The organism is Streptomyces griseochromogenes (assembly GCF_001542625.1).
GTDB lineage: Bacteria > Actinomycetota > Actinomycetes > Streptomycetales > Streptomycetaceae > Streptomyces > Streptomyces griseochromogenes.
In genome coordinates this window covers 6628280-6651008 of the sequence record NZ_CP016279.1, presented here as the reverse complement: position 1 = coordinate 6651008, position 22729 = coordinate 6628280, and the positions used below count along the sequence as shown (strand labels likewise).

Sequence of the window (22729 nt, the reverse complement as noted above, 5' to 3'; positions counted from 1 at the left end):
CCGGCGGGGGGAACCGCATATGATCGACTTCACACGCTCGTCCAGGCGTGGCGGGCTTGTTGGAATTGCCGTGCCTCTGATCCTGCTTGGGCAGGCCGGAGGGGCTCGTGCCGATGAGCTTCCCTTCCCCGGACGCGGGTACGACTCCGTCGGAGGCCCCGCACGGCCTGGCGAGGTGGTGGACCTCACGGTCAAGGAACGTCCTGGCAATCCGCATCCGACGGCAGTCGAGGTCTCCAGTCCCGCACTGACCGACGACACGGCCCTCGGCGACACCAAGAGCGCATGGGTGGGCGCGGGCCGGATCAAGAAGTCCATGAAGCCCGGGACATATCCGGTGACGTTCACGCTGCGCCACAAGGACGCCGGATGTGTGACGGAAGAGGACCGGGACCTTGTGTGTGACTACCCCGCGATCGTCCTGCACTCAACAGTGAGGGTCTCGGCTCAGGACGCGGCCTCGGCGTCGAGCGAGGGGCTGGGCTTCGGCGGCGGATTGGCCGTCGGTATCGTGTCAGGTGCCGTGGCGACACTGGCGGTCGGCGGGACAGTGCTGCGCCTGCGGCGCCGTCAGACTGTCGACGAGCCGTCGGGAAACTGAGCGCTGCCCCTTTTCTGTCGCGGCCGGGCAGTCGATTCTCGGCCCGGTCGCTGGAATCCCCGGAGGCCTGGCCGCGGCGAATCACGCCGAGCCGATGCGGCTGCCCTGCCGGGGCTGTATCGACCTGATCCGATTCCGGTTCGGCTGCGCTGGTCGGAGGCCGTCAGGCGGTCCTGGCCGGACGAGGCGCTGGTGTGACTGTCCGACAGGCAGTGCCGGGCGCTACCTCTGTGTTCGGCCTTCGTTGGGGAAGCGTGATCAACTACCAGGATGTCGGTCAGGCGGCAACGACAGGGCGAACCAGCAAACTGCGATTCGTGCTGGCCCTGACATCCCTGCTGGGGGGAGCCTCGGTTCTGCTGGCCGGGAGTGCCGCGGGCGCGGTCTCCGTGGCGTTCGCCGGCCAGATCCCGGTCACCGTGCATGCCGCGCGGGTGTCGGGGTCCGGTCTGTCGGCCTCCCCGGCCGCGGGCCACGGCGGGTCGCCGCCGACTCTCGCGACACGGCTGGAGAAGGCCAGCGTGGAGGATGCCTGCGTCACGTCCACCGCCGATCTGCCGGTCGCCGGTGCGGTGACCGCCGTGGTCCGTATCCAGCGGGCCTCGGCCACCGGACTCACGGTGAAGGCCGGAGCGGCCGCCGCCAGACATGTTTCCGTCTCCGGTGCGAAGTTCGACACCGCGCGGATGTCCCTGTCCCAGGCGACGGGCCCGTTCACCGTCGGCGCGGACAAGGTCAGCGGGAGCGATGTGACGACCCTGCCACGGGCCTTCACCGCCGGGACGATCAGCGCCAGCGGTGTCACGATCGAACTGCACCAGGGCACGGGCGGCTGCGGGCGGGAGGACCGCCGGTGACTGCCATGGCACAGACCGCTCGGCGGGCCGCCTGGCGAAGGTGGCGCCACAGCCGCCCCTTCTCGGCCGGTCTCCTGCTGGTGCTGGGCGGTCTCGAATTGATCTGTGTGTGCTGGAGCGGCCTGGGACTCCTGCGGTTCACCGGCGCCGCGGGCGCGGCCTCGTGGACGCTGGGCGCACTGCTCGTGGTGGCAGGGGTGACGACCTGGCGCAACCCGGACCTGCGTCACTTCGCCGGCACCTTGGCCGCGGTGCTGTCCCTGGTCAGTCTGGTCGCCGCCAACCTGGGCGGCCTCCTCGTCGGGTTCGGGCTGACCGCGGTCGGCAGCGCCCTGGCCCTGGCCTGGATCCCCCAACCACCGGTGCGACAAAGAAGCGTGACGTGATGCCGGTGATCACCGCCGTCCGCGACGAACCTCCGGCAGGTCTCGGCCGACGGCCCGGGAATCCGTACGACGGGTCACTCCATCCACTGGCGGTACGTCATGACGTACGCCTGGTCCATCGCGTGGTTGTAGGAGACCTTCTCACCGAAGAGCCCCTGTGTGCCGAAACGCATGCCGAGCATGAGGTCGACACGATTGAGTTCCAGGCAGGGCACTGTCCCGAACGTCGGGAAGAAACCGCAGGCGAGCGTCGCGCGCCGCTGCCGGTCCTTGGTGCTGGAGAGCGAGAACACGTCACCGTAGGCCGCTCGGATGTCCGCCTTGCGGACGAAGGGAAGCCGCCGCTCACCGAGCATGGCCGCATCGGCGAAGAACCCGGTGGCGGGCACGGGGAAGTCACGGATGTTCCGGAGATACGCGTCGACCTGAAACTCCGATTCCCGCATACGGGCCGCACACCGGGCGTGGAGTTCGGTGATGTCGCCGGCGTTGGTGAAGACCCGCCTGGCGTGCTGATGGGGCTCGAAGATCGTGAACAGGGCGTAGTTGTGCCGCTTCGTCGTCTCCGCCAGCTGTTTTCCGATGACTTCGGGACCACACAGGGCATCGATCTCCCGCTCGGGAAGCCCGACCACTTCCCTGAGGGCGGCGGCCGACGGCTCGGGCCGGTAGAGACACCGCATCAGTACACCGGACACCCGTTGGAGATCCTCACCGAAGGATTCCCGGCTGCGGACGAAACGGCTGATGATTTTGGTGTACTTGGCCGGCAGGGTCGAAAGCAGGGACAGCCAGTGGTCGTATCCGCTGTCGCCGGGAGTCCGGTGCTCGACAGCCCGGTGCAGGAAGAACAGTTCGGTGACGAGGGCGTTCGCCTCCAGCAGATCGACGAGGGTGATCGCGGGCCCGATTCCCGGGACCTCGACGGGCTCGTACGCGCAGGCGTTGCGGTGCTTGAAGTCGGCGGCCGTCGCACGGTGCATGTCGATGAGGTCCCGTTGCTCCTTGCCGAGCCTCTTTGCCGGGTCCCGCTCGCCGTTCTCCGACAGGTCCGCGAATACGGCAGCGCCCACCGAGTTGCGTTCGGCCTCCACCATGAAACGGTCGTAGAGCGGCGGGCAGAGCAACGCGTCGTGGAAATGGCGTATTTCGTGGAGCATGGTGGCCTCAGCCAGCAGGCGTTCACCTTCCGGATCCTCGGGCGGGCCGTCCTGTGCGGTCCAGATCTCCGGACGGTGCCTGGCGAGCACGTCGGAGCGGATGAGGATGACCGGGACGCCGATGACGTGGGAGCCGATCCGGCCCGTGTGCGTCATGGTTCGAGCAAGCGCCTGATCTGTTCGGGAGTCAGCTCGGCGATGTTGTAACGCGTGCCCTCGACCGTGATGTTGATCTCGACGGGTGTCGCGTTCACGGGGGCCGCGTTCGTGCTCGGCGCGTCTGTGGACTCGGTGCGCTCGCGTCGTTGCCTGACCCGATCGACGAGCTGGGCCAGGGCCAGAGCCGCCTGGGCCGCACTGACCACCACCGTACCGATGCTCACCAACGTGTCGAATTCGAAGTTCAATTCGCTTTCGACGGTCGGTGTTTCCCCGCTGTGCACGAGTCCCGAATCGGCGCGGAACAACAGGTCGAGAGCGTCCTCGAAGGGCAGGGACGCGGGAACGCGGAAGGAGAGTTCGGCCTTGACGGTCACTTTTCCCCCATGTCAGCTCGGTCGGCGGCCGGTGACTCAGTATGGCACGGTGCCGATCACTACACCCGGACTTCGCAGGAGAAGTACGCTTATGTTCGTGCGATCCGAGAAGATCCCAGGATATGCGGCCGCACGCCTCTACTACTCCGTCTCGCCCACCCGGGCAGGTGCCCCGGAGGCGCTCACGCGGAGCAAGGCCGAGGCGCTACGAGCCCACGTCGGCGACCACCTCGAACTGCGGGTGGACAGCACGCCGTTCAGCTCCCAGCTCTTCGGCGCCTCCCAGAGGTACCCGTACGCCGAGGCCACGCTGCGGCTCGTCGAGGCCGAGTGGTCCGACGACCTCAATCCTCAGGTGCGCGGCATGGACGGATCGCTGTTCCTCAGGTTCCGCCTGGACGACAGGCGGTTCCTGCAGCAGCTCATCGACCACCGGGACCCCGACTGGGGCCCCGAACTCGCCTTCCGGCGCCGGATCCTGCACTGGGGCACGCAGAACTGGGGCGGCCTCACCTGGACCCTGTCCGCCGGCGGCACCCACCTGTACTGCTGCGACGTCGACGTCTTCCTGCCGGAGGAGCCGGAGGAAGTCACCGAGGACCTGTACCTGTTCATCCTCTCCTTCGACCCGGTGGCGTATGAGCACGCGCTGTCCGAGACGGGCGGCGAAGCCGAGGACGGCCGCAGGGAGCCCGATGAACCCGTTGAACCGGCTGAACCCGACGTGCCCGTTGAGTTCGTTGATCCCGGCCAGGCCGACGAGGCGGTGGATTCACCCCTCGTCCCGGCCACCTCCTCCGCTTCCGCCCGCGACGAGGACCCGCACATCGGCCGGTGCACCGACTGCGGAACGCGGCTGCGGCTCCCGTCCGCCCTGCTGACCGTGGTCGAGGAGACGGGAGGAACGGCCATTCTGTCGTGTACCGGGTGCCGCAAGGGCCAGATGGTCCGCATCGCGAGCGCGTCCGACCGTCGGCTGGGAGGCGCCCGCTTCGAGGTGCTGACGCCTCCGGACCCCGCTTACATCAGTGAGGCCCTGCGACGCGCCGGCCTGGACGACCTGGCCGGCCAGGATGGCTAGGCGGCATCGTCGTTCGTGAGATCGCCATGCCCCGAACGATCGGTTCCGGCCCGACGCTTCAGGCGAGCTCCCCGCAGGCGTCACGTCGGCGGAGCCGCCGGGCCTCCTGGAAGAGGCGGTCCGTGCTGTCCGCCAGCACGCCGCCCAGGAACAGTTCCGGAGTGTAGAAGGACCCTGCCGAGCGGGCCACTTCCCGTGCGGACAGTGCGATCTGGTGGATCCCCGTCCGGCGGATCTCGTCGATCGAGCTTCCCCAGACGACGCGTCGCAGATTCGCCCAGACCATCGCGCTCACGCACATCGAGCAGGGCTCACCCGTGGTGTAGAGGGTGGTGTCGGCCCATCCGTGGTTGCCGTGCCGACGCACGTAGTCGTTCATGGCGACCACCTCGCCGTGCAGAGCCGGATTGTCCTTCGTGGCGTTGACCCCGCCGGCCAGGACCTCGCCGGTACGGGTGCCGACGATCACCGCGCCGAAGGGGAAGGCGGGGTTCTGCCGGGCCTGCTCCATGGCCAGCCGCATGAAACGCTCGTGGCCGCCGTCGGTGTCCCGGGGGAACGCGCTCCGAGGACGAGTGCCCGGCGCCGCGGCTTGTGACACCACCGCGCCCAGTGTCCCGACGAACCGCCGTCTGCCGAAGTCCATACACCTCTCCTCAAGAGCGGCACCCGCGACTCCACTCAAACACCTCGCCACCGCCACCGCCAGCCTGACCCGCTCATATGGCTTCAGCACGGTCGAGGGCCACGTCAACAGGTAGATGGCGACGGGGCCGCTGGGCCGGCGCTCGGCGCCCCGGGGGCACAACCAGCGGTGGTTGACCTCGTCGAAGTCGTCGCGAGACGGGTCGAACATGTGGTGCACGATGTGCGTCGCCTGCGCCGGTTCACCCGTGTGGTGCGGTCGGGGCGGGGGTGTGTGTCCAGGCCCCGCACGGGGGTGGGTGTGGCCCCACTCTTCTCGGTGGCTGGGTGCATGGATCGCGTTCGTGCGGATCCGTAGTTTCGATGGCGTCGGGAACGGACACGGACGAGGGCTGGGCACATGACCGGGACGCACATGGTGAACAAGCGGGCGGGTTCGTCGAACGGGCCGTTGTTGCAGAGTCTGGGGCTGAATGTCGTTGCTCCGCTGGCGGTGTTCTACGGTCTGCGGGCGGCCGGGGTCGGTCTGTGGTGGGCGGTGCTGGCGAGTGCCGTTCCGCCGTTGCTGGAGGGGCTGCTGACGGTGGTGCGGGAGCGGCGTGTCGGGATGCTGGGTGTCCTGGTGCTGAGCATGGTGGCTCTGGGTGCGGCGATGTCGGCGGTGACGGGCAGTCCGCGGTTGATGTTCGCCAAGGACGGCTGGATCACGGGGGTGATCGGACTGGTGTTCCTGGCCACGCTGCGCGGTCAGCCGTTCATGTACCGGGTGCTGTCGTCGGTGGCCAGGGGTGACAAGCGTGCGGAGCTGGAGCGCAACTGGCAGGCGTCGCCGACCTTCCGCCAGGTCATGCGGCGGCTGACGGCGGTCTGGGGTGTGGGTCTGCTGCTCGACTCGGTGGTGCGGGTGGTGCTCGCGTACACGTTGCCCATCGATTCGGTGGTGCTGGTGACCACGCTTCAGTACGTGGCGCTGTTCATGGGCCTGGAACTCTTCAGCCGGCGGTATGCGCGGAAGCCTGCCCGGCTCGCCGTCATCCACAACGAGACCGCGGCCGTGGCTTCCTGACGACGGAGTCACGGGTGTCGCCCAGGTGCAGGAGCACGGCACAGAGCCTCTTTGGACCGGGGGGCCGGCCGCCCACGGACTCACCGGTTCGACGAGACCCGATGGGCACGCGGATCCGGGGCGGCCGGATGTCGCTCAGCGGGTGCGCAGACCCGCCGTCGTGGCGCCCGTGCGATCGCGGAGCAGGGTGCGTAGCGTCGCGGCGTGCTCGTAGCCGACCTTGCGGGCGATGGTCTCCAGGGACAGATCCGTGGTGCGGAGCAGGTGCGTGGCCTGTTCGACGCGCAAGTCCTGGACGAACCGTACCGGCGTGGTGTTCAGAACGCGGCGGAGGGTGCGCTGGAGCGTGCGCTCACTGACTCCCAGGGCCTGGGCCGCCTCGGTCAGGCTGTTCGGCGTGTCCAGGTGCAGGCGCGCCCATCGCTCGAACGCGGCGATCAGAGGGTCGCTCTGGGCCAGAGCGCTCGGGATCGTGTAGGCGGACTGCGAGGGACGTTCGTCCACGACCAGGTAGCGGGCGACGAGGTCGGCCAGGGCCGGGCTGGCCATCCTGACGACCGCCAGGGCGAGATCGACGTGCCCGAAGGCGGCCCCTGCCGTGGTCACCCCCTGTGACGTGATCACCATGCTGGTCTCGTCGAGCGCGACGGTGGGGTAGCGGCGCCGGAAGACAGGGGCCAGCCACCAGGTGGTGGTCGCCCGACGGCCGTCGAGGATGCCCGACTCGGCGAGCAGGAAGGTGCCCGTGCAGGCCGAGGCCACGGGTGTGCCCAGGCCGCGGCGCTCGGCGACCAGCGTGCGCACCTCGGCCAGGTCGGGACCCGCGACCCGCTCCAGGAGGGCATCGGGCCGGCGCTCGGCGAGCGCGGGTACGAGCAGCAGGTCCGCGGTGTCCGCGACGCTCGCCGGCTCGGCCGTGACGATGTGCCCGGCGCCGGTGCGCACCTGTCGGCTGAAACCGATCGTGGTGACGTTCCAGGCGGGGGGCGGCTGGGGCAGTTCGCCGCGCATCGCGTTGGCCGCCTCAAGGACGTCCAGCGCCGCACAGAGCCCCGAGTCGAACACTCCGTCGTATGCCATCACCGAGACTTCCATGTCGGGAACGGTATCAGATGTGTCGTTTCCGACACTGGGGCGGGATGCTTCACCGGCCTAGCGTGAATGGTGTCCCCAGGTGAGGGGATGCGTGATCGCGTCGGCGGCCGTGCCGGTCCGCCGTGCCGCGCGATCGCGCCGGGACACCCCGGCCACGGGGTGCCGAATCCATTCGAAGGAGCCCACCGCCATGAACAACGTCGGTCTGCTGGCCCGCATCGAGGCCAAGCCCGAGCACGCCGATGACGTCGCCCGGATGCTGACCGAAGCCGTGCAGCTCGCCGAGGAGGAGAAGCGGACGGTCACCTGGTTCGCCTTCCGTCAGGACGCCACCACCTTCGGTGTCTTCGACACCTTCGAGAACGACGAGGACCGCACCGAGCACCTGCGCGGACGTATCGCCGCCGCGCTGATGGGGGCCGCCGAGACCATGCTCGCCTCGGCGCCCGACATCCGGCCGGTCGACGTGCTCGCGGTCAAGCTGCCCTGAGCCGTCCGGTACGCCGTACCTCGCGCCCATGAGAACCCGAAGCAGTGGAGATCCGCCGACCATGACATCGATGACCCCCGTCCCGGCGACGGCCCCTGCGGCCCCGCGCGGCACGGGCTCCGCCGTCCGCACCCGCACCCACACGTGGGCAGCGCCCACCAGCTACGCCGACGGCGCCGGCCTCTCGGGTCTGGAGGTGCTCCAGCTGTGTGTCGAGGGCCGCTTCCCGCAGGCGCCGATCTGCGGGACGCTCGGATTCCGTCTGGTGGCGGCGGAATGCGGCCGGGCCGTGTTCGAGGGTGAGCCCGCCGAGCACCTGCTCAACCCCATGGGTACGGTGCACGGCGGCTTCCTCGCCACGCTCCTCGACTCGGCCCTCGGAAGTGCCGTGATGTCGACGCTGCCCGTGGGGCGTGCCTACACCACGATCCAGCTCGGCGTGCACATGGTGCGCCCCGTCTTCATGGACACCCCGACCCTGCGCTGTGAGGGCACCGTGGTCCACGCGGGCCGCACCACCGCGACCGCCGAGGCCAGGGTCGTCGGCACCGCGGACGGGAAGCTCTACGCGCACGCCACCACCACGTGCGCGATCTTCGCCCTGCCCGAGCAGGCCTGACCGCGGGAAGGGAGTGAGAGCGGGTCCGCCTGACGGCGAAACCGTGCGCCCTCGACGAGGCCGGGGCGATGGCTGATCACCATCGCCCCGGCCTCGTCGCGTGCCCCTCTGTTCCGTGCGCGCGTCACCGCGCGAACAGCGCGAGGTGACGCCTCACCCCGCCGCACGTGAGCGGGTGGTGAAGAAATCCGCACGGATAATTCTTGACTGTTCCTTGGTGATTCAACCAGCGCGAAGGGCTGCACGTTTGCGCGCGGGTTGCTTCGAATGTGCGTAAGTCCTGTGGAGATCGATCATGGTGGGGAGTGTCAGGGGCACGTCAAGGGATTGATCTGCACGCAACAACTCGGCACCCTCCAGAGCACGCGCAGCGCTGCCACCCGAACGTAAATCCCCCCACTTCACGAGGAGACCCCTCTTGACGGCGCATCACAAACGCATAAGCAAGGCCAGGACCGTCACCGCCGTCGCGGCCGTCGCAACCGTCGTCGGTACCGCCCTGTACGTGTCCCCCCTCGCCCAGGCGGGCCAGCCCGCGGAGGGCACGGTCTACGGTCTGAACGCCCAAGGGGCCGTGGCCGGAAGCTACATCGTCCTCCTGGACCAGAAGGCCTCCCAGGACGAGAAGAAGGACCTGGCCGCGGAGTACGGCGGCAAGCTCGGCCGGAGCTACGGCTCGGCGGTCAACGGCTTCTCGGCCAGCGACCTCTCCGAGACGGAGGCCAAGCGCCTGGCCGCCGACCCCTCGGTCGCCACGGTGGTCCAGAACAAGAAGTTCCACATCGACGCCACCCAGGACAATCCGCCGTCCTGGGGCCTGGACCGCATCGACCAGAAGGACACGGCAGGCGACGGGAAGTACACCTACCCGGACAAGGCCGGAGACGGGGTGACCGCGTACGTCATCGACACCGGCGTACGCATCAGCCACAAGGACTTCGAGGGCCGCGCCAGTTACGGGTTCGACGCCGTCGACAACGACGACTCCGCCGACGACGGCAACGGCCACGGCACCCACGTGGCGGGCACCATCGCCGGCGCCGCCCATGGTGTGGCCAAGAAGGCGAAGATCGTCGCGGTCCGTGTGCTCGACAACAACGGCTCCGGTACCACCGAGCAGGTCGTCGCCGGCATCGACTGGGTGACCAAGAACCACAAGGGTCCCTCGGTGGCCAACATGAGCCTCGGCGGCGGCGCCGACCCGGCTCTCGACGAGGCGGTCAAGAAGGCCATCGCCTCGGGCGTCACGTTCGCGGTCGCCGCCGGCAACGAGTCGGCGGACGCGGGGCAGAGTTCACCGGCCCGCGTCCCCGAGGCCATCACGGTCGCCTCCAGCACCAAGGACGACGCCCAGTCGGACTTCTCCAACTTCGGCAAGATCGTGGACCTGTACGCGCCGGGTTCGGACATCACCTCCGACTGGAACGACAGTGACCAGGGGACCAAGACGATCTCCGGCACCTCCATGGCGACCCCCCACGTCACCGGGGCCGCCGCCGTCTACCTGGCCGGACACCCGGACGCCACGCCCGCTCAGGTCGCCTCCGCGCTGACCGACGGGGCAACCAGCGACAAGATCACCAACCCGAGCAGCGGAACGCCCAACAAGCTGCTGAAGGTGACCGAGTAGGTCTGAAAGACACCGCAGCCCGGCGGTGCCGCCGGCGTGTACGGCGGCACCGCCGGGCCTCTTCGTCAGCCGCTGTGGACCTCGACCTCGTACAGCGAGTATCCCCACTTGGTGCCGCGCTCCGTGCCGGCGATGCGGACGTAACGCGCCGGTGTGCCGGTGAACCGCCCGGTGTCGAGGCCGCCGTCGCCCGTGGTGGTCGACCAGACCGTCTGCCAGTTCGTGCCGTCCGCCGAGAGCTGGATGCTGTACGACTTCCCGTACGCGCGCTCCCAGTCGAGCGTGACCTGCCCGATCCGGTGGGTCGAACCCAGGTCGATCCGCAGCCACTGGTCGTCGCTCCAGCCGCTGGCCCAGCGGGTGTCCCGGGTGCCGTCGACGGCGCGGTCGGGCGCATAGCCGGTGAACGGGTTCCACTCGGTCGAACTGGCCGTGGCCGGGGCCCCCTTGGCGAGGTTGACTCCCGCCTGGTGCCGCTCGGTGGCTCCCCAGGTGTCGAGGTAGGACTCGGCACCCCGGAAGAGATCGTTCACCACGCCTTGGCCGCCGACGAGCCGGATGTCCTCGATCCAGTCCGGGACGAGGCCATAGTGCGCGGCTCCGTCGGTGTTCAGGTCCCAGGTGCGCTCACCCGTGGTCTGCCGGTCGATGACGGAGCCGCCGTCCACGCTGCGGAAGGGGTACGTGACCTTGTCGGGGGCGTCCGCGCCCCTGGGGCCCGGCCAGCCGCCGACCCCGTTCATGTCCGTGCCGTAGCCGTATCCGACGCCGTACTTGTCCCGCAGTGCCTTGGTGCGGTCGGCCTCGGCGACGAATCCCTCCGAGCCGTGCATGTACTGGGCGATGAAGCCGCCGAGGCCGTAGACCCGGTCGGTCCAGTTCAGGTCCATCCAGCTGTGCGAGGAGATCACACCGGGATAGGACTCGGCCTCGAGGATGTCGAGCGCCCGGCCGACCGCCTTGACGCTCATGTGGTCGATCTCCAGCATCATCTTGCGCTTCATCATGCCGCGCACGGCGTACTCGCCCAGGTCGGTGAGCCCGCGGACGTTGCACTGCGCGTCCGAGGCGTACGAGGGAACCGTCACGCCGACCGGGAGTTTCGCCTCCGCGCCGGGCGCCGCGGCCGAGCCGATGGGGTTGTCGTGCTGCGGACCCGCGCACTTCTCCGTCTTCCAGAAGGTGCCGGTCGACAGGAACTGCCCGACGTTGATGGCCGTTCCGAGGCTGCCCGAGTCGAAGCGGACGCCGCACAACGCGTTGTCGAATTTGTGGCACAGGAACATGCTGCGCACGCCCAGCGCGTACAGCTCGTCCAGACCGGCGTCGATGTCCTTCCGGTCGCACTGCGGGACGTCCAGGATCATCTTGCAGCCGAACGGCTCGGAGGTCTCCACGCCGAGGACGACCGCCAGCTTGCCCTGTTCGACGACCTCACGGGCCTGCGCGCTGTCGGTGACGATCCGGAACCAGCCCTTGCCCGGGCCACCGTACATCTTGTCGATGTAGGCCTGCAGATCGTACGTCAGCTTCGCCTGCAGCCGGATGGATGTCATCTCGTCACAGCTGCGGTCCTTGAAGAAGTACACCGAGCAGATCACGCCGTTGGTGACGAGGTCGTTGACGAGCACCCGCTGGCCGCCGCGCCATGCACGCTCCACCCAGGCGTAGTAGTTCTGCTGGTGGGTCAGCGAGTCGTGCGCCGGCCAGTCCTTGAACGTGGGCCAGCCGACCGGGTCGTGCCTGCCGTCACCGCCCTTGGTGATGAAGTCGAAGACGGCGAGCGATCCGTCGGGGTAGTGCTCGGGACAGTCCTTCAGGGCGTCGGCGATCCCGGCCTCGGAGAACACCTTGCCGCAGATGAGCCGCCCGCCGAAGGCCTCGTTGGCGAACAGGTGGTCGTGGGCGTCGACGAACCCGCGCACGTCGCCCTTGGCGTCGGTGCCCGTGAACGGTTCGCCGGTGACGTCGATCTGGGAGTCCGGCGTCGGTCGTGCGCTCGGGATCCACCAGTCATGTCCGGCCGCCGAACTCGGGGTGGGGCCGAGCACGATGGCCAGTACGAGGAGGAGCAGCGACATCACGGTGACGTCTTTGCGTCTGCGGTACGGGCGTCTGGTCATGGCCACGGCCCACGTCCCTCGGTCGAAGGGATACGCGATGGACCGACGAGGAGGTCCCGGCCCGTCAGCCCCTCGCGCAGCACCGACTTGTCATGTCTTTTACAATCGGTGCGCCATGAGGATCGCCAGTGCCGCCTTGCGAGTCAATACTCCTGCCCCGCTACGGTTCCGCTGGTTGTGGGCATCGGCGTCGAAGTCCGGTGGCCGGAGCCTCCCGGGGAAGAGCCGCAACGGTCCTGATGCTCGGCCTGGCGGTGCTGCTGGGGCCGACCGCCTGCGGATGGGGCCTCGCCCGCGCCGCCGCCTGCGGATGGGCCGGCGGCATCCGCGCGCACACGAGAACAGGCCGCGACCTCAAGGTCCAGCGGCCTGTCCCGAGCCAAGAAGGGGTCACCAGCAGAGCTTGCTCGTCACGTAGGTGTCGCACGGCATGGGGACGGTGCTGTGGGCCACGACCGCCTGGGCGTTCGTGTGGGACGGGGCGGCCGCGGCGGAACCGGCAGGGGCGGCGATCGCTCCGAGGAGCGCGGCGATGAAGAGGGCGGCTATGTGTCGCATGGCGAACGGTCCTTCCTGGGTCCTGTGGCAAGACGGGTGTCTTGGGAGGAATACCTCCAAGGGTTGCGTAGGCCCGCACACCCTGCATATCGAAGGCGCACAGAAAGTAATCGCAGCAGGTCGGTGGGGATTTTTCATCCCCATTCGGCGCAGTCGGCGGCACGACGAATCTCCCGGAGGGCGACCGGGCCTCCATCCGGCCACCGGTGAGGTGGTGAGGAAGGCGGCGCCCGTCTGGGAGCGGCCGGCGTCGCGGACGCGGATCGACGGGGCGACGGAGAACGTCGGCGCGAGGAACGCGGAGTCCCCGAGGGCGCCATCGGCGCGGTGATCTCCCACTCGCGTCTTGCGGAGTCGATGCCTGCCGTACACCCGCGAGAGCTCAGCCGACCCCGCCCCTACGCGAATCCGGCCCCGCGGCAAGCAGCGTTGCGGTGGTGGGTCCGTCGGGTCGGACGGTCAAACCGTACGCAGTCTTCGTCGGGGTGGAGGAGAAGGCCAGGGTGTGGACCGGCAGCAGGTGTTCGAGCAGGACGGTCGATTCGCGGAGCGCGAATTGCAGTCCGAGGCAGGCGCGGGGGCCGATGCCGAAGGGGAAGTAGGCGCCCGGGTGGGTGGGCCGGCCGTCCGGGGTGATGAAGCGCCGGGGGGCGAAGTGCTCCGGGTCCGGCCACAGTTCGGGGTCACGGTGTGTGAGGTACGGGCAGACCAGGACGTCGGTGCCCGCCTCGATGGCGTACCCGGCGAGGGTGTCGTCCTCGGTCGCGTGGCGGGGGAGGATCCAGGCGGAGGGGTAGAGCCGGAGGGTTTCGTGGACCAGGGCCTGGATGGCCTGGCGGCGTTGCGCTGAGCCTTCCGCGCCGGCGGCGAGAGCTTCGTCGCGGGCGGCGGGGTGCCGGTCGAGGAGCAGGTAGAGCCAGGTCAGGGTGGTGGCGGTGGTCTCGTGCCCGGCCACGAGCAGCGTGACCAACTCGTCGCGGATCAGCCGGTCGGTGTACTCGGGGCGCTCGGCGGCGGCCTCGGTGAGGATGTGCAGCAGGCCGGGGCCGTGGGGGCCGGCCGCTCCGCTGCGGGCGGCGTCGATGGCGCGCCGGGCGGCCGCATCGATCCGCGCGAGATCGGTGGCGACGGCACCCTGGGCCTCGGTGGCATCGGCGGGCAGAGTCGGCAGGGCGGCTGTCACAGCCGCCACTGCGGCCAGTTCGCGCTCGGTTCCGTCATCGAGGGGGTGCCCGGTGAGAGAGCGCCAGATGGCGTCCAGGGCGAAACGGCGCATCTCCCGTCCGACGTCGAGGGTCTGTCCGGTCCGGGCGTATCGGGCCCAGCGGCCGGCGGTGGTCCGGGCGGCCTCGGTGATCCGCTGCTCGTAGCGGCGCATCCCGGTGCCGGTGAACTGGGACTGCAGCAAGCGGCGTTGTCGCTTCCACGCCGTGCCGGTGGCGGCCAGGACGCCGTCGCCGATCAGCAGGCGGGCGCGGTGGGAGCGCTTGACGTACAGCTCCGGCTGCCGGGCCAGGACGTGCTGGACCGCCTGCGGGTCGGTGACGAGAACGGTGGGAGCCGGCCCGAGGCGGAACGCGGCGATCCCGCCGAACCGTTCGCGCACCTGGGACAGCAGCTCGACCAGTTCGCCTCCCGTCGCACGCCACCGCTCCACGAGCCCGAGCCCGGCTTCGGGGAGCGGCCGCCCCGTTCCGGGAACCTGATGAAGGGAGCCGGGGCCGGCTGCGGTGTCCATGGTTCTTCTCCCGGTCGACCGATGGGCTTGAGCGTAAGGAAGCGCTGGCACACGGACTGTACGTGAGCAGGTGCACATGGTGACAGTCCGCCTCCGAGCGGCCGCCGCCCCCGGCCAGGGCGCGTCAGGACTCGTGAGGGCCCGCATGCCCCGTCGGGCGGGCCCGGGGAAGGCGGTGCCCGCCGCTACGATGACGATCTTGAGCATGGCCGCATCAACGCGGGAGCGCGGCACGACGACCGATGCAGACGGGGGTGGGTCCCATCACGGGAACCGAGGGCGTCTTTCGCCCACTGACGGCTCAGGAACCGCAGGAACTGGCCGGTTACCGGTTGTTGGCCCGGATCGGGGAGGGCGGGATGGGGACCGTCTATCTGTCCCGCACTCGGGGAAACCAGCCCGTCGCACTCAAGATGATCCGCCGAGAGTACGCGGGCGACGGTGAGTTCCGGCGCCGGTTCCAGCAGGAGGTCCAGGCGGCTCAGCAGGTCCGTGGGTACCATCTCGTGCCGGTGGTCGACCACGACACGGCGGGCGAACAGCCCTGGCTGGCCTCGGAGTACGTGCCCGGGATTCCCCTCGACGAGGCCGTCGACGTCCACGGTCCGCTGCCCACGGCCACCACGCTCCAGCTCGTCGCCTGCGTCGCCCGGGCCCTGGACGCCGTGCACACGGCGGGAGTCGTGCACCGTGACCTCAAGCCGGGCAACATCCTCCTCGGCTCCGACGGGCCGTGGGTCATCGACTTCGGCATTGCCCGGGCTGCCGAGTCCACCCGTCTGACGCGCAGCGGCGGCTTCATCGGCACCCCGCAGTTCATGTCCCCGGAGCAGGGCACGGGCGGCGAAGTGACCCCGGCGAGCGACGTGTTCTCGCTGGGACTCATCGCCGCGGTCGCCGCCACCGGCCGGCATCCCTATGGCTCCGGCGGCGGACTCGCCGTCGCCACCCAGATCGCCAACACGGCACAGCGCCCTCCGGACCTCTCCGGCTATCCGGACGTACTGCGTCCGCTGCTGGAGCGCTGCCTCGCCGCGACCCCCGCCGCCCGTCCGGCGCCCGCCGAACTCGCCGAGCTGTGCGAACGGGCCTCCGGCCGTTCCTCGCGCGACTGGGCAGGCTGGCTCCCCGCCCCGCTGGCGGCACAAGTCGGCGAGCGGAGCCGGGCCGTGCGCCGCCTCCTCGATCAGGAAGCGGCGGCCACGCGGCAGCGCCCTGCCGCCACATACGTACCCACGCGGGCCGACAATCCACTGCACCAGGCCCCCACCCGGTCCGCCCCGTTCCGGCCCGGCGCCCCGCCACCGGCCGAGGCCGCGATGCCGGTGCCGGTGCCGGACGGTACGGGCACAAAGCGCCGCGTGTACCTCGCGATCGCCGCCGTGGCACTGGCCGCCGTGGCCGGCACGGCATGGTCGCTCTACGGAGACTCCGACCACGGCGCCGAATCCGAGGCCGGGGGCCACAAGGCGCCGACCACCGGCGCCGGTGCACAGGGCACACCCAAGAGCAAAGCCCCGTCGGCGCCCGCCACGAAACCCCCGGCGGTCAAGACGTACGAACCCCTCTTCAAGAACCGGCCGTTGACGATCGGCTCGCCGGGAACCGGTGAGGTGATCACCGCCGATCTGGACACACCCAAGGTGAACCCGAACGGTGAGATCGGCGACCACGCGGCGGAGATCCAGTACATCTACCAGTACCTGACCTTCCGCACCGCCACCGCCAAGAGCACCGGAACCACCCCGGAGGCCTGCCGACAGGCCGTCGACAGCGCGCCGCTCCCCAGCGAACTGCCCAACAACGACCTGGCTCAGGGCAAGGCCCTCAAGAAGGGCGACGTGCTGTGCACGGTCACCTCCCAGGGGAACCTGGCCATGCTCCGGCTCACGGCCGTCGTCTCCTCGGGGGAGACCTCCTTCGACCCTCCGGGGTACCAGGGCCTGCTCACCGTCTGGAAGCGGGCCACCGGCTGAGCTCGTCCCCCGTATGGGGAGGCCGTCATTCTGTGCGCCGAAGTGCGGGCATCTCCGCGTGAGCACGATGGAACGCATGTTCAAGATCGACGCGCTGCCCGATGTTCCCCGTTGGGCTGTCCTCGCCGCCCACACGGTGCCACTTGTCACCGTGCCGTCCGGCCTGTGGCGGATCGCCCAGGTCGCCGGGCTCCCGGTGGCCGCGCAGGGGGTGTGATACCTCCCGCTGCTGGCCTGGGCGCCCCTGCTGGCGGCTACGACGGTCGTGTACTACCGGCGCAGGAAGACTGTGCTGTGAAGCCCGTGTCGATCGGCGTCGGACCGGGATAGACGTCGTGCCAGCGGTAGCGACTGCGGCGGAAGTGCCAGTACGCGAAGGCGGTCATGTACCGGTCGAGGTGGGGGCGCTGCTCGTCGGTGGCGATGTCCAGGATGCGGTGGTAGGCGGCCGGCACACGTCGTCGGTGTTGGTCGTGAAGACCCAGACGCGGTCGACGGCGAGGGCGAGCGCGTCGTCGTCGACGGGTACCATGAGGGCCCGCATCAGCGTGATGTTGTCGACTGTGGCGGCGGGGACGGTGACGCCGAAGGCCGCCAACTCGGCCGCCGGCACGTCGGCGTCGACGCGGGCCTGCGTGAGATCGACGGGCGGGTCGAAGGAGTCGACGAGGGCGATCATCCCGTCGACGAGACCGGAGGACAGCACACTCGCGACCATGGCGCGGTGGCGGGGATCGCTGATGGCGTCGAGGCCGCGATTCCCCGTGTGGTGCAGGGTGTCGATGCCGGGCGGTCGGCGGTGCCCGAGCGTGGCGCGGCCTGTCGAATGCACACCATGTCCTTAGCGCGGCAAAGCCCAGGTCAGAGCCATTCTGACCTGGGCCTTCTCAGATGGCCGGGGTCAGTTGTCGTACCAGAAGACGCCGTCCTCGCCGTCGCGGGCGATGGTCTGGGTCATCACGTTTCCGTCCTCCGCGTAGCGCCGGTGTGTGTCGGTGAGGAAGAACTTGTAGGCGGACACGGGGGTCGTGGCGTCGCAGGCCATGTCGCCGTGGATGCAGTAGCGCGCGACGGGGATGCCGGAAAACTCCTTGGGGCCGGCTCCGGCGGAGGTGAAGCCGAGGATGCCCAGGCCCTTGGGAACCTTGGCCCACAGGCCGGTGTCGGGCTGCTTCGGGTCGGCGTACAGCTTGCCCTCGACCTGTTCCTTCGGGATGTCGGTGCCGCCGGTCGCGATGGTTTCGAGCAACTGGTCTGCGGCCTGAGCGCCCTGGGAGTAGCCGACGATCGTGAAGCGTGCGCCCGGGTCCTTGTGGTACGTGTCCTCGGCGGCGGCAAGCAGGTTCTGGTAGCCCTGTCCGACGCTGCCGTCGTAGCTGGGCGCGCCCAGGTCGGGCGCGTTGTGGCCGTTGAGCCAGGGGCCGGCGCTGGCGGGGTAGCAGACCGGCACGGCGATGCCGCCGTCCAGGTGCTGGTTCGCGTAGTAGTACGTGGTGGTGCAGGCGGGCGCGTCCGCGTTGGAGCCGGTGCCGCCGAGCTCGATGTAGTAGTGGTGGGCGGGATCGGCGTGGGCGACGGCGGGCGCGACGGCCGTGGCGGCCGTGACCGCCGCTGCCAGGGCGACGGTCCTGGCGCAGCGTGTGAGCCTGTTGCTGATCGGCATGGATGCTCCCCCGGGTTCCTGTTCGGTCGGTGGTGACGGACTGGGCGGCGTCGGGCGTCGGCGGAATCCGCTCACGCCTTCGGCCTGACGCGTGTTCCGGACGCTAGGGAGGAGCGATGAAATCGCCGTGACACCCGGGTTCGGTGGATACCGGCGAGGTGATGCTGCAGGCGGGCGTGGCGGAACTGGTAGACCGCGCCGGCCTGGCGCAGCACGCCGCGCTGGTAGGCGTCCTCCAGGAAGGCCATGACGGCCCAGGGCAGGCGCCCGGTCAACGGCAGCCAGATCCGGGTGAGTACGGCCCACTGGCCCCAGGCGGTCAGGGTGAGGGTGTAGCCGAGAGCACCGCCGAGTCCGCTGATGATGCCGAGAACGAGTCCGGACGTGCTGTCCCAGATGAGCGGACCGAGCAGCCCCTGCAGAAGGCCGGCCGCCGCTCCGGCACCGCCCCCGACGATCGTCCCGAAAGCGGGTGCCCAGACGAGCAGCTGGGTGGTGACGGCTCGGCGGTTGGTGTGCAGGAGGCTGCGCGGGTTGACCACGGAGCTGATGTCGAGCGGGGTTTCGAGCAGGCCGAGGAGGCAGAAGGTGAGCCCGGCGGCGCCGCCGAAGACCAGGCCGAAGAAGATCCCGTCGATGAGGGCGATGTGCAGTGCCGTCGACGGTCCGGCGTGCCAGGCGTACGAACTGATGATGCCGACCACGAATCCGTAGCCGAAGCCGAAGAGCGCCCCGCCCGACGTGCCGATCACCAGTCGGGGGCCGGCCCTCCACTGGAGGGCCCCCGGCCTGCCGCGGATGCGCAGACGCACGATGGCCGGCGTCACGGGCACGTTCTTGACCGTGAACGTGAGCCAGTGCGCGAGCCCGAACAGGACTCCGGACAGGAGTCCGACGGCCGTCGCGTCCAGGATCGCGCCCGCGAGCACGCCGTTGAAGGCGAGGCCGACGGCGCCGTCGACGAGACCGATGACCAGTCCCGTCACAAGTACGGTGACCAGGGTGCGGGTGGAGCGGCGCAGGCTGCTGCCCAGCCGCCACCAGGCCAGGTCGGGGGTCTCCAGACGGCTGAGGTGGTGGGCGAGGTGGCCGAGCCAGCGGCGGGCGCGTTCGGGGGCGATGGCGGAGTGTGGCGCGGCACCCTGGGACTGCGGCAGCCGGCGGCGGTAGACGGTGGGGATGAAGTTGTCGAGGAGGTGGTCCTCCAACTCCTCGGGGCTGGCGAAACGTTCGTCGTCCAGGAGCGAGGCCGGGTCGTGCTCGGGGGTGTCGCTGTAGATGGTGCGGGCGAGCGCGACCATCAGCGGGGTCGCGAGGACCGCGGCGAGCGGGGACGCCTGCCGGTGCGGCGACTGCTCGCGCAGTGCGGCGAGTACCGGTTCCCAGGCGTTCGCGGCGGGGTTCGCGCGGCCGGACTTGCGGGTGGTACGAGGCAGATAGTCGTCGAGGTCGTCGAGGGTGAGGTCGGTGAGCTCTATCGCGGCGGCCGAGGTCAGTACGTCGGTTTCGGCGACCGCGGCGGCGTATTCGGCGGGGCGGCTGGTGAGCACGAGGGGGAGCGTGGTGGCGTTGATGGCCTCCAGCGCGGGGCGGCGCAGGCCGGCGGCGATCTCGTCGAAGCCGTCCAGGACGGGCAGGATGCGGCCGGACTCGACCAGTTGGGAGGCCAGGCTCTCCCCGTCGGGGCCGCGTGCGGCGTAGCCGGGGTGGTCACGCGTCAGCTGGGCGGCCAGCCAGTCGCGCAGGGTGATGGCGGTGGGGTTCCACGCGCCGATGCTGAAGATCACCGGAACGGGTTCCGTTTGTTTGCGTGTCGCCAGGTGGTCCAGGACGAAGCGCAGGGCCAGGATCGTCTTTCCCGAGCCGGATCTGCCCAGGACCACCAGACGCCCGGACGGGATGCGCCGGTACACGTCGGTGATCTCGTCCAGCCGGCCGTCCAGGTCGAGGGGGTCGGCCTTGACCTTCGGGGGGAGCCGGAGAATGTTGGACCAGTGGTCGGTCAGGGCATCGGAGGCGGTCTGCCACCGGACCGGCAAGGGGAACGGGTCCTGGACCTGTCGTTGTTCCTCCTCGCGCTGCCAGCGGGCGGCCACCAGCTTGGCGAGTTGCTCGGCCGTGGGGTCGGCGGCTGGATCGTCAGCGGGCTCGGGCTGCTCCGGAACGGGCCGTGCCGTATCGGCCGCGGGTGGATCGGATACCGGCGGATCGGATACCGGCGGATCGGACACCGCCGGACGGGGCCGTAATGGATCGAGCAGCCCGGCGGCGATCAGCAACTCCTCGCGCTGCTCGGGCCGCAGCGCCAGACCGTCGGCGAGCTGCTCCACCGTACTCATACGAGGATTGGAGCGCTTGCCGGTCTCCAGTCCGCGGATGGTGCTCACACTCACCCCGGAACGCCGTTCCAGCTCCTCCTGGGTCAGCCCCGCCCGGTCTCTCAGCCGTCGCAGGACGGCGCCGAACTCACTGGCCACAAGTCACGGACCTTCCCCCTGAAATATCGAGTTTTCGCAGGTGGGAGACTCTAGCGCGGCCACCGGTCACATATGACCGGTTCAATGGCCTGTCCACGTTTCCTCCACCCGGGCCACCGTCGCAGCATGCTTTCGACGACCCCCTACCAGGGACATCCGGGCGTCGCCGCCCTCACCGCTCGCGAACGCGAGGTGCTCTACGCACTGGGGTGCGGCCTCGCGGACGCCGAGATCGCCGACGCCCTCACACTGCCCGAGCACGTGGTGGCCGGACATCTGGGGCACGTCCTGACGAAGTTGGGGCTGCGCGACCGGGCCGCCGCCATCGTGCACGCCTTCGACTGCGGTCTGGTCGTGCCGGGCCAGGGCCCGCGCCGGACGGCGGCGGGCGCGGCGTCGCCGCTCGGCGCCCGGCAACGTACCGGCCCGGCCCCCGACCCCTGGCTGCGGATCTCCGTGCTGGGACCGGTCCTGGCCTGGCGGGCCGGGCGGCCCGTGGACATCGGCCCGGTCCGGCAGCAGGCCGTGCTGGCGGCGATGGCGCTCAGCCCGGACCGGTCGGTCAGCAGGCAGGAACTGCTGGACGGCGTCTGGGGAATGGAGTCGCCGGGCGGGAACGTCGTACCGGTGTATGTGTACCGGCTGCGCAAGAACCTGCGTCTCGGAGACTGCCCGGACTCGGTGATCCGGCACGACCGGTACGGCTACCGGCTGGTCCGCGGTGTGGTCGAGGTGGACGTCGCGTGCGTGGAGGACCTCGTCACCGCGGCCGGGGCCGCCGAGCGAGCCGGGGAATTGTCCGAGGCGGTGCGGCTGTGTGCCCGGGCGCTGGATCTTTTCCGGGGTGAGCCGCTCGCCGGACTGCCGGGGCCGTTGGCCGAGTTGGAGCGGCTGCGTCTCGTCGAACGCAGAGTCACCCTCGTACAGCGCAAGGCCACCTGGCAGTTGAGGCTCGGCCGCGTCGCCGAGACGATCGCGGAACTGTCCGCCCTGGCTCTGGAGCAGCCGCTGAACGAACCGGTCGCCGCGCTGCTGATGCGCGCGCTGGAGCGCGGGGACCGGCGGGCCGAGGCGCTGGCCGTCTTCGACCGGGCCCGCCGGCGGCTCGCCGACGACCTGGGGGTGGCGCCGGGGGAACGGCTGCGCCGGGCACGGTGGGAGATCCTGCGGCGCGGCGCCGCGGGTCCCGGTCTCGGCCGGGCGGATGTGGCGTGACCCAGGGAATGTCCCAGGACCGCGAGGAGGAGCTGCTGCTGGCGAGAGTCTCCGAAGCCGCGGGGCGGGCACGGCTGGGCAGACGACGCGCCACCTACCGAGCCCCGGCCACGGTGCCGGGCGTGCGCCGCCGGCGGCGTTCCGGCGGCGGGAAGGGCACGAGCGCGGGGGCACGGCTGGACTTCTACGAGCACGGGGTGACGGTGGCCCTCGACGGGCGGATCCACGTCATCCGCTACGACACCACCGTGGTGCGTCGGCGCAGAGTTCTGTCCACCCGGGGCATCACCCGTGCCTGCGTGCTCACGGACATCGACGGCGAGTGGATCGTGCTGCGCGGCGGCGCCTTCGGGCACCCACAGGTGTGGGTGCCCGAGATCCGTCGCGCTGTCACCGAGGCCCAGGTACCGCGCGCGCTGGCGGCGCTGGCCCGGGGCGCGCGGCTCACCTTCGGCCCGGTCTGGATCACCAAGGACGGGATCGGCTCCGGACGGGTGTCCCTGCGCTGGCCGCAGATCGAGCGGATCGAGATCCGCAACGGTTCCGCCGCCGTCCGCGTCGGGGGGCGGTGGGAGGTCTGGGGATCCCTGGCCTCCGGGATCCCGAATCCCTTCGTCTTCCACGCGCTGGCCGAGCACCTGGCAGGCCGCGCGAGGACCGACATGCCGGACGACTGACACAAGAAGCCGGGTTTCACGACGATTTCATCGGCCGCTCCTAGCGTCCGGTACCGGAACACCGACCGCTCCCGGACGCACCGACCGCATCCGAGAACTGCGGCCACATCCGGAAACACCGACCACATCCGGAGGA

General features: G+C 70.1%; 22 protein-coding genes. 12 read left to right on the top strand and 10 right to left on the bottom strand.

All coding sequences use genetic code 11. The annotated features are described in order from the left end of the window. Window positions 1–175 precede the first annotated feature (175 nt). From AVL59_RS28555 to AVL59_RS28545, 3 genes are all read left to right on the top strand, one after another. The gene (locus AVL59_RS28555; RefSeq protein WP_067309984.1) at window positions 176–601 is read left to right on the top strand and encodes a hypothetical protein; all 426 of its coding nucleotides are present in this window, start codon (window positions 176–178) and stop codon (window positions 599–601) included. 317 nt (window positions 602–918) lie between these two features. Further along, window positions 919–1458 (top strand): DUF6230 family protein, encoded by a 540-nt coding sequence (locus AVL59_RS28550; RefSeq protein WP_159400107.1) that lies wholly within the window; start codon window positions 919–921, stop codon window positions 1456–1458. Between the two features lie 5 nt (window positions 1459–1463). After that, window positions 1464–1844, top strand: a complete 381-nt coding sequence (locus AVL59_RS28545; RefSeq protein ID WP_067309978.1) for a DUF6114 domain-containing protein — start codon at window positions 1464–1466, stop codon at window positions 1842–1844. A gap of 74 nt (window positions 1845–1918) precedes the next feature. Here the strand turns inward: AVL59_RS28545 and AVL59_RS28540 are convergent, their stop codons facing one another. Continuing rightward, window positions 1919–3160: a hypothetical protein gene (locus tag AVL59_RS28540; protein ID WP_067309976.1), complete on the bottom strand. Its 1242-nt coding sequence runs from the start codon at window positions 3158–3160 to the stop codon at window positions 1919–1921. Next, complete coding sequence (locus AVL59_RS28535; RefSeq protein WP_067309974.1) at window positions 3157–3540, bottom strand: hypothetical protein; 384 nt, start codon at window positions 3538–3540, stop codon at window positions 3157–3159. The genes AVL59_RS28540 and AVL59_RS28535 overlap by 4 nt, the downstream gene beginning before the upstream one ends. Window positions 3541–3637: 97 nt before the next feature. On the opposite strand from AVL59_RS28535, the gene AVL59_RS28530 reads away from it, so the two are divergent. Beyond that, window positions 3638–4621 (top strand): hypothetical protein, encoded by a 984-nt coding sequence (locus AVL59_RS28530; protein ID WP_159400106.1) that lies wholly within the window; start codon window positions 3638–3640, stop codon window positions 4619–4621. A 58-nt stretch (window positions 4622–4679) separates the two neighbouring features. On the opposite strand, the gene AVL59_RS55060 is transcribed toward AVL59_RS28530, so the two are convergent. Beyond that, window positions 4680–5477, bottom strand: coding sequence for a nucleoside deaminase (locus AVL59_RS55060; RefSeq protein ID WP_237281701.1), 798 nt, complete (start codon window positions 5475–5477; stop codon window positions 4680–4682). A 189-nt stretch (window positions 5478–5666) separates the two neighbouring features. On the opposite strand from AVL59_RS55060, the gene AVL59_RS28520 reads away from it, so the two are divergent. Beyond that, window positions 5667–6332 carry a VC0807 family protein gene (locus AVL59_RS28520; RefSeq protein ID WP_067309970.1) on the top strand — a complete coding sequence of 222 codons (666 nt, stop codon included), beginning with the start codon at window positions 5667–5669 and terminating at the stop codon, window positions 6330–6332. A gap of 135 nt (window positions 6333–6467) precedes the next feature. On the opposite strand, the gene AVL59_RS28515 is transcribed toward AVL59_RS28520, so the two are convergent. Then, entirely contained in the window at window positions 6468–7427 is a 960-nt protein-coding gene (locus tag AVL59_RS28515; protein ID WP_067309968.1) for a GlxA family transcriptional regulator, read from the bottom strand. A gap of 190 nt (window positions 7428–7617) precedes the next feature. On the opposite strand from AVL59_RS28515, the gene AVL59_RS28510 reads away from it, so the two are divergent. The 3 genes from AVL59_RS28510 to AVL59_RS28500 all read left to right on the top strand — a co-directional run bounded on the left by AVL59_RS28510 (window position 7618) and on the right by AVL59_RS28500 (window position 10166). Then, window positions 7618–7917 carry a putative quinol monooxygenase gene (locus tag AVL59_RS28510; RefSeq protein WP_067309966.1) on the top strand — a complete coding sequence of 100 codons (300 nt, stop codon included), beginning with the start codon at window positions 7618–7620 and terminating at the stop codon, window positions 7915–7917. A gap of 70 nt (window positions 7918–7987) precedes the next feature. Continuing rightward, window positions 7988–8536 (top strand): PaaI family thioesterase, encoded by a 549-nt coding sequence (locus AVL59_RS28505; RefSeq protein WP_099053141.1) that lies wholly within the window; start codon window positions 7988–7990, stop codon window positions 8534–8536. A gap of 418 nt (window positions 8537–8954) precedes the next feature. Further along, window positions 8955–10166 (top strand): S8 family peptidase, encoded by a 1212-nt coding sequence (locus AVL59_RS28500; RefSeq protein WP_067309961.1) that lies wholly within the window; start codon window positions 8955–8957, stop codon window positions 10164–10166. A 65-nt stretch (window positions 10167–10231) separates the two neighbouring features. Here AVL59_RS28500 and AVL59_RS28495 read toward each other — a convergent pair whose 3' ends face one another. The 3 genes from AVL59_RS28495 to AVL59_RS28490 form a co-directional block, all read right to left on the bottom strand. Continuing rightward, window positions 10232–12289 (bottom strand): galactose-binding domain-containing protein, encoded by a 2058-nt coding sequence (locus AVL59_RS28495; protein WP_067317887.1) that lies wholly within the window; start codon window positions 12287–12289, stop codon window positions 10232–10234. Window positions 12290–12679: 390 nt separating this feature from the next. Then, complete coding sequence (locus AVL59_RS52620) at window positions 12680–12847, bottom strand: hypothetical protein (protein WP_159400105.1); 168 nt, start codon at window positions 12845–12847, stop codon at window positions 12680–12682. Between the two features lie 382 nt (window positions 12848–13229). Beyond that, window positions 13230–14585, bottom strand: a complete 1356-nt coding sequence (locus tag AVL59_RS28490; RefSeq protein ID WP_067309958.1) for a cytochrome P450 — start codon at window positions 14583–14585, stop codon at window positions 13230–13232. Window positions 14586–14944: 359 nt separating this feature from the next. On the opposite strand from AVL59_RS28490, the gene AVL59_RS28485 reads away from it, so the two are divergent. Beyond that, complete coding sequence (locus AVL59_RS28485; protein ID WP_067317886.1) at window positions 14945–16561, top strand: serine/threonine-protein kinase; 1617 nt, start codon at window positions 14945–14947, stop codon at window positions 16559–16561. Between the two features lie 76 nt (window positions 16562–16637). Continuing rightward, window positions 16638–16778, top strand: coding sequence for a hypothetical protein (locus tag AVL59_RS55055; RefSeq protein WP_237281700.1), 141 nt, complete (start codon window positions 16638–16640; stop codon window positions 16776–16778). Between the two features lie 165 nt (window positions 16779–16943). Here the strand turns inward: AVL59_RS55055 and AVL59_RS28480 are convergent, their stop codons facing one another. The 3 genes from AVL59_RS28480 to AVL59_RS28470 all read right to left on the bottom strand — a co-directional run bounded on the left by AVL59_RS28480 (window position 16944) and on the right by AVL59_RS28470 (window position 20701). Further along, on the bottom strand, window positions 16944–17393 hold the full coding sequence (locus AVL59_RS28480; RefSeq protein WP_067309955.1) for a hypothetical protein: 450 nt from the start codon (window positions 17391–17393) through the stop codon (window positions 16944–16946). A 69-nt stretch (window positions 17394–17462) separates the two neighbouring features. After that, on the bottom strand, window positions 17463–18224 hold the full coding sequence (locus AVL59_RS28475; protein ID WP_067309952.1) for a PE-PPE domain-containing protein: 762 nt from the start codon (window positions 18222–18224) through the stop codon (window positions 17463–17465). 71 nt (window positions 18225–18295) lie between these two features. Next, window positions 18296–20701: a helix-turn-helix domain-containing protein gene (locus tag AVL59_RS28470; protein WP_067309949.1), complete on the bottom strand. Its 2406-nt coding sequence runs from the start codon at window positions 20699–20701 to the stop codon at window positions 18296–18298. A gap of 126 nt (window positions 20702–20827) precedes the next feature. Between AVL59_RS28470 and AVL59_RS28465 the strand changes: the two genes are divergently transcribed. Together AVL59_RS28465 and AVL59_RS28460 are read left to right on the top strand one after the other, a co-directional pair. Further along, on the top strand, window positions 20828–21916 hold the full coding sequence (locus AVL59_RS28465) for an AfsR/SARP family transcriptional regulator (protein ID WP_237281699.1): 1089 nt from the start codon (window positions 20828–20830) through the stop codon (window positions 21914–21916). Then, a complete protein-coding gene (locus tag AVL59_RS28460) occupies window positions 21913–22593 on the top strand; it encodes a DUF6585 family protein (protein ID WP_237281698.1) in 681 nt (226 codons plus the stop codon). The genes AVL59_RS28465 and AVL59_RS28460 overlap by 4 nt, the downstream gene beginning before the upstream one ends. Window positions 22594–22729: the final 136 nt, after the last annotated feature.

Excerpts from the sequence above, each read along its gene's own strand:
- AVL59_RS28545 (WP_067309978.1), top strand. The coding sequence starts at position 1,464 with ATGGCACAGACCGCTCGGCGGGCCGCCTGGCGAAGGTGGCGCCACAGC.
- AVL59_RS28540 (WP_067309976.1), bottom strand. The coding sequence starts at position 3,160 with ATGACGCACACGGGCCGGATCGGCTCCCACGTCATCGGCGTCCCGGTC.
- AVL59_RS55060 (WP_237281701.1), bottom strand. The coding sequence starts at position 5,477 with ATGTTCGACCCGTCTCGCGACGACTTCGACGAGGTCAACCACCGCTGG.
- AVL59_RS28520 (WP_067309970.1), top strand. The coding sequence starts at position 5,667 with ATGACCGGGACGCACATGGTGAACAAGCGGGCGGGTTCGTCGAACGGG.
- AVL59_RS28515 (WP_067309968.1), bottom strand. The coding sequence starts at position 7,427 with ATGGAAGTCTCGGTGATGGCATACGACGGAGTGTTCGACTCGGGGCTC.
- AVL59_RS28510 (WP_067309966.1), top strand. The coding sequence starts at position 7,618 with ATGAACAACGTCGGTCTGCTGGCCCGCATCGAGGCCAAGCCCGAGCAC.
- AVL59_RS28505 (WP_099053141.1), top strand. The coding sequence starts at position 7,988 with ATGACCCCCGTCCCGGCGACGGCCCCTGCGGCCCCGCGCGGCACGGGC.
- AVL59_RS28495 (WP_067317887.1), bottom strand. The coding sequence starts at position 12,289 with ATGACCAGACGCCCGTACCGCAGACGCAAAGACGTCACCGTGATGTCG.
- AVL59_RS52620 (WP_159400105.1), bottom strand. The coding sequence starts at position 12,847 with ATGCGACACATAGCCGCCCTCTTCATCGCCGCGCTCCTCGGAGCGATC.
- AVL59_RS28490 (WP_067309958.1), bottom strand. The coding sequence starts at position 14,585 with ATGGACACCGCAGCCGGCCCCGGCTCCCTTCATCAGGTTCCCGGAACG.
- AVL59_RS28485 (WP_067317886.1), top strand. The coding sequence starts at position 14,945 with ATGGGGACCGTCTATCTGTCCCGCACTCGGGGAAACCAGCCCGTCGCA.
- AVL59_RS55055 (WP_237281700.1), top strand. The coding sequence starts at position 16,638 with ATGTTCAAGATCGACGCGCTGCCCGATGTTCCCCGTTGGGCTGTCCTC.
- AVL59_RS28475 (WP_067309952.1), bottom strand. The coding sequence starts at position 18,224 with ATGCCGATCAGCAACAGGCTCACACGCTGCGCCAGGACCGTCGCCCTG.
- AVL59_RS28465 (WP_237281699.1), top strand. The coding sequence starts at position 20,828 with ATGCTTTCGACGACCCCCTACCAGGGACATCCGGGCGTCGCCGCCCTC.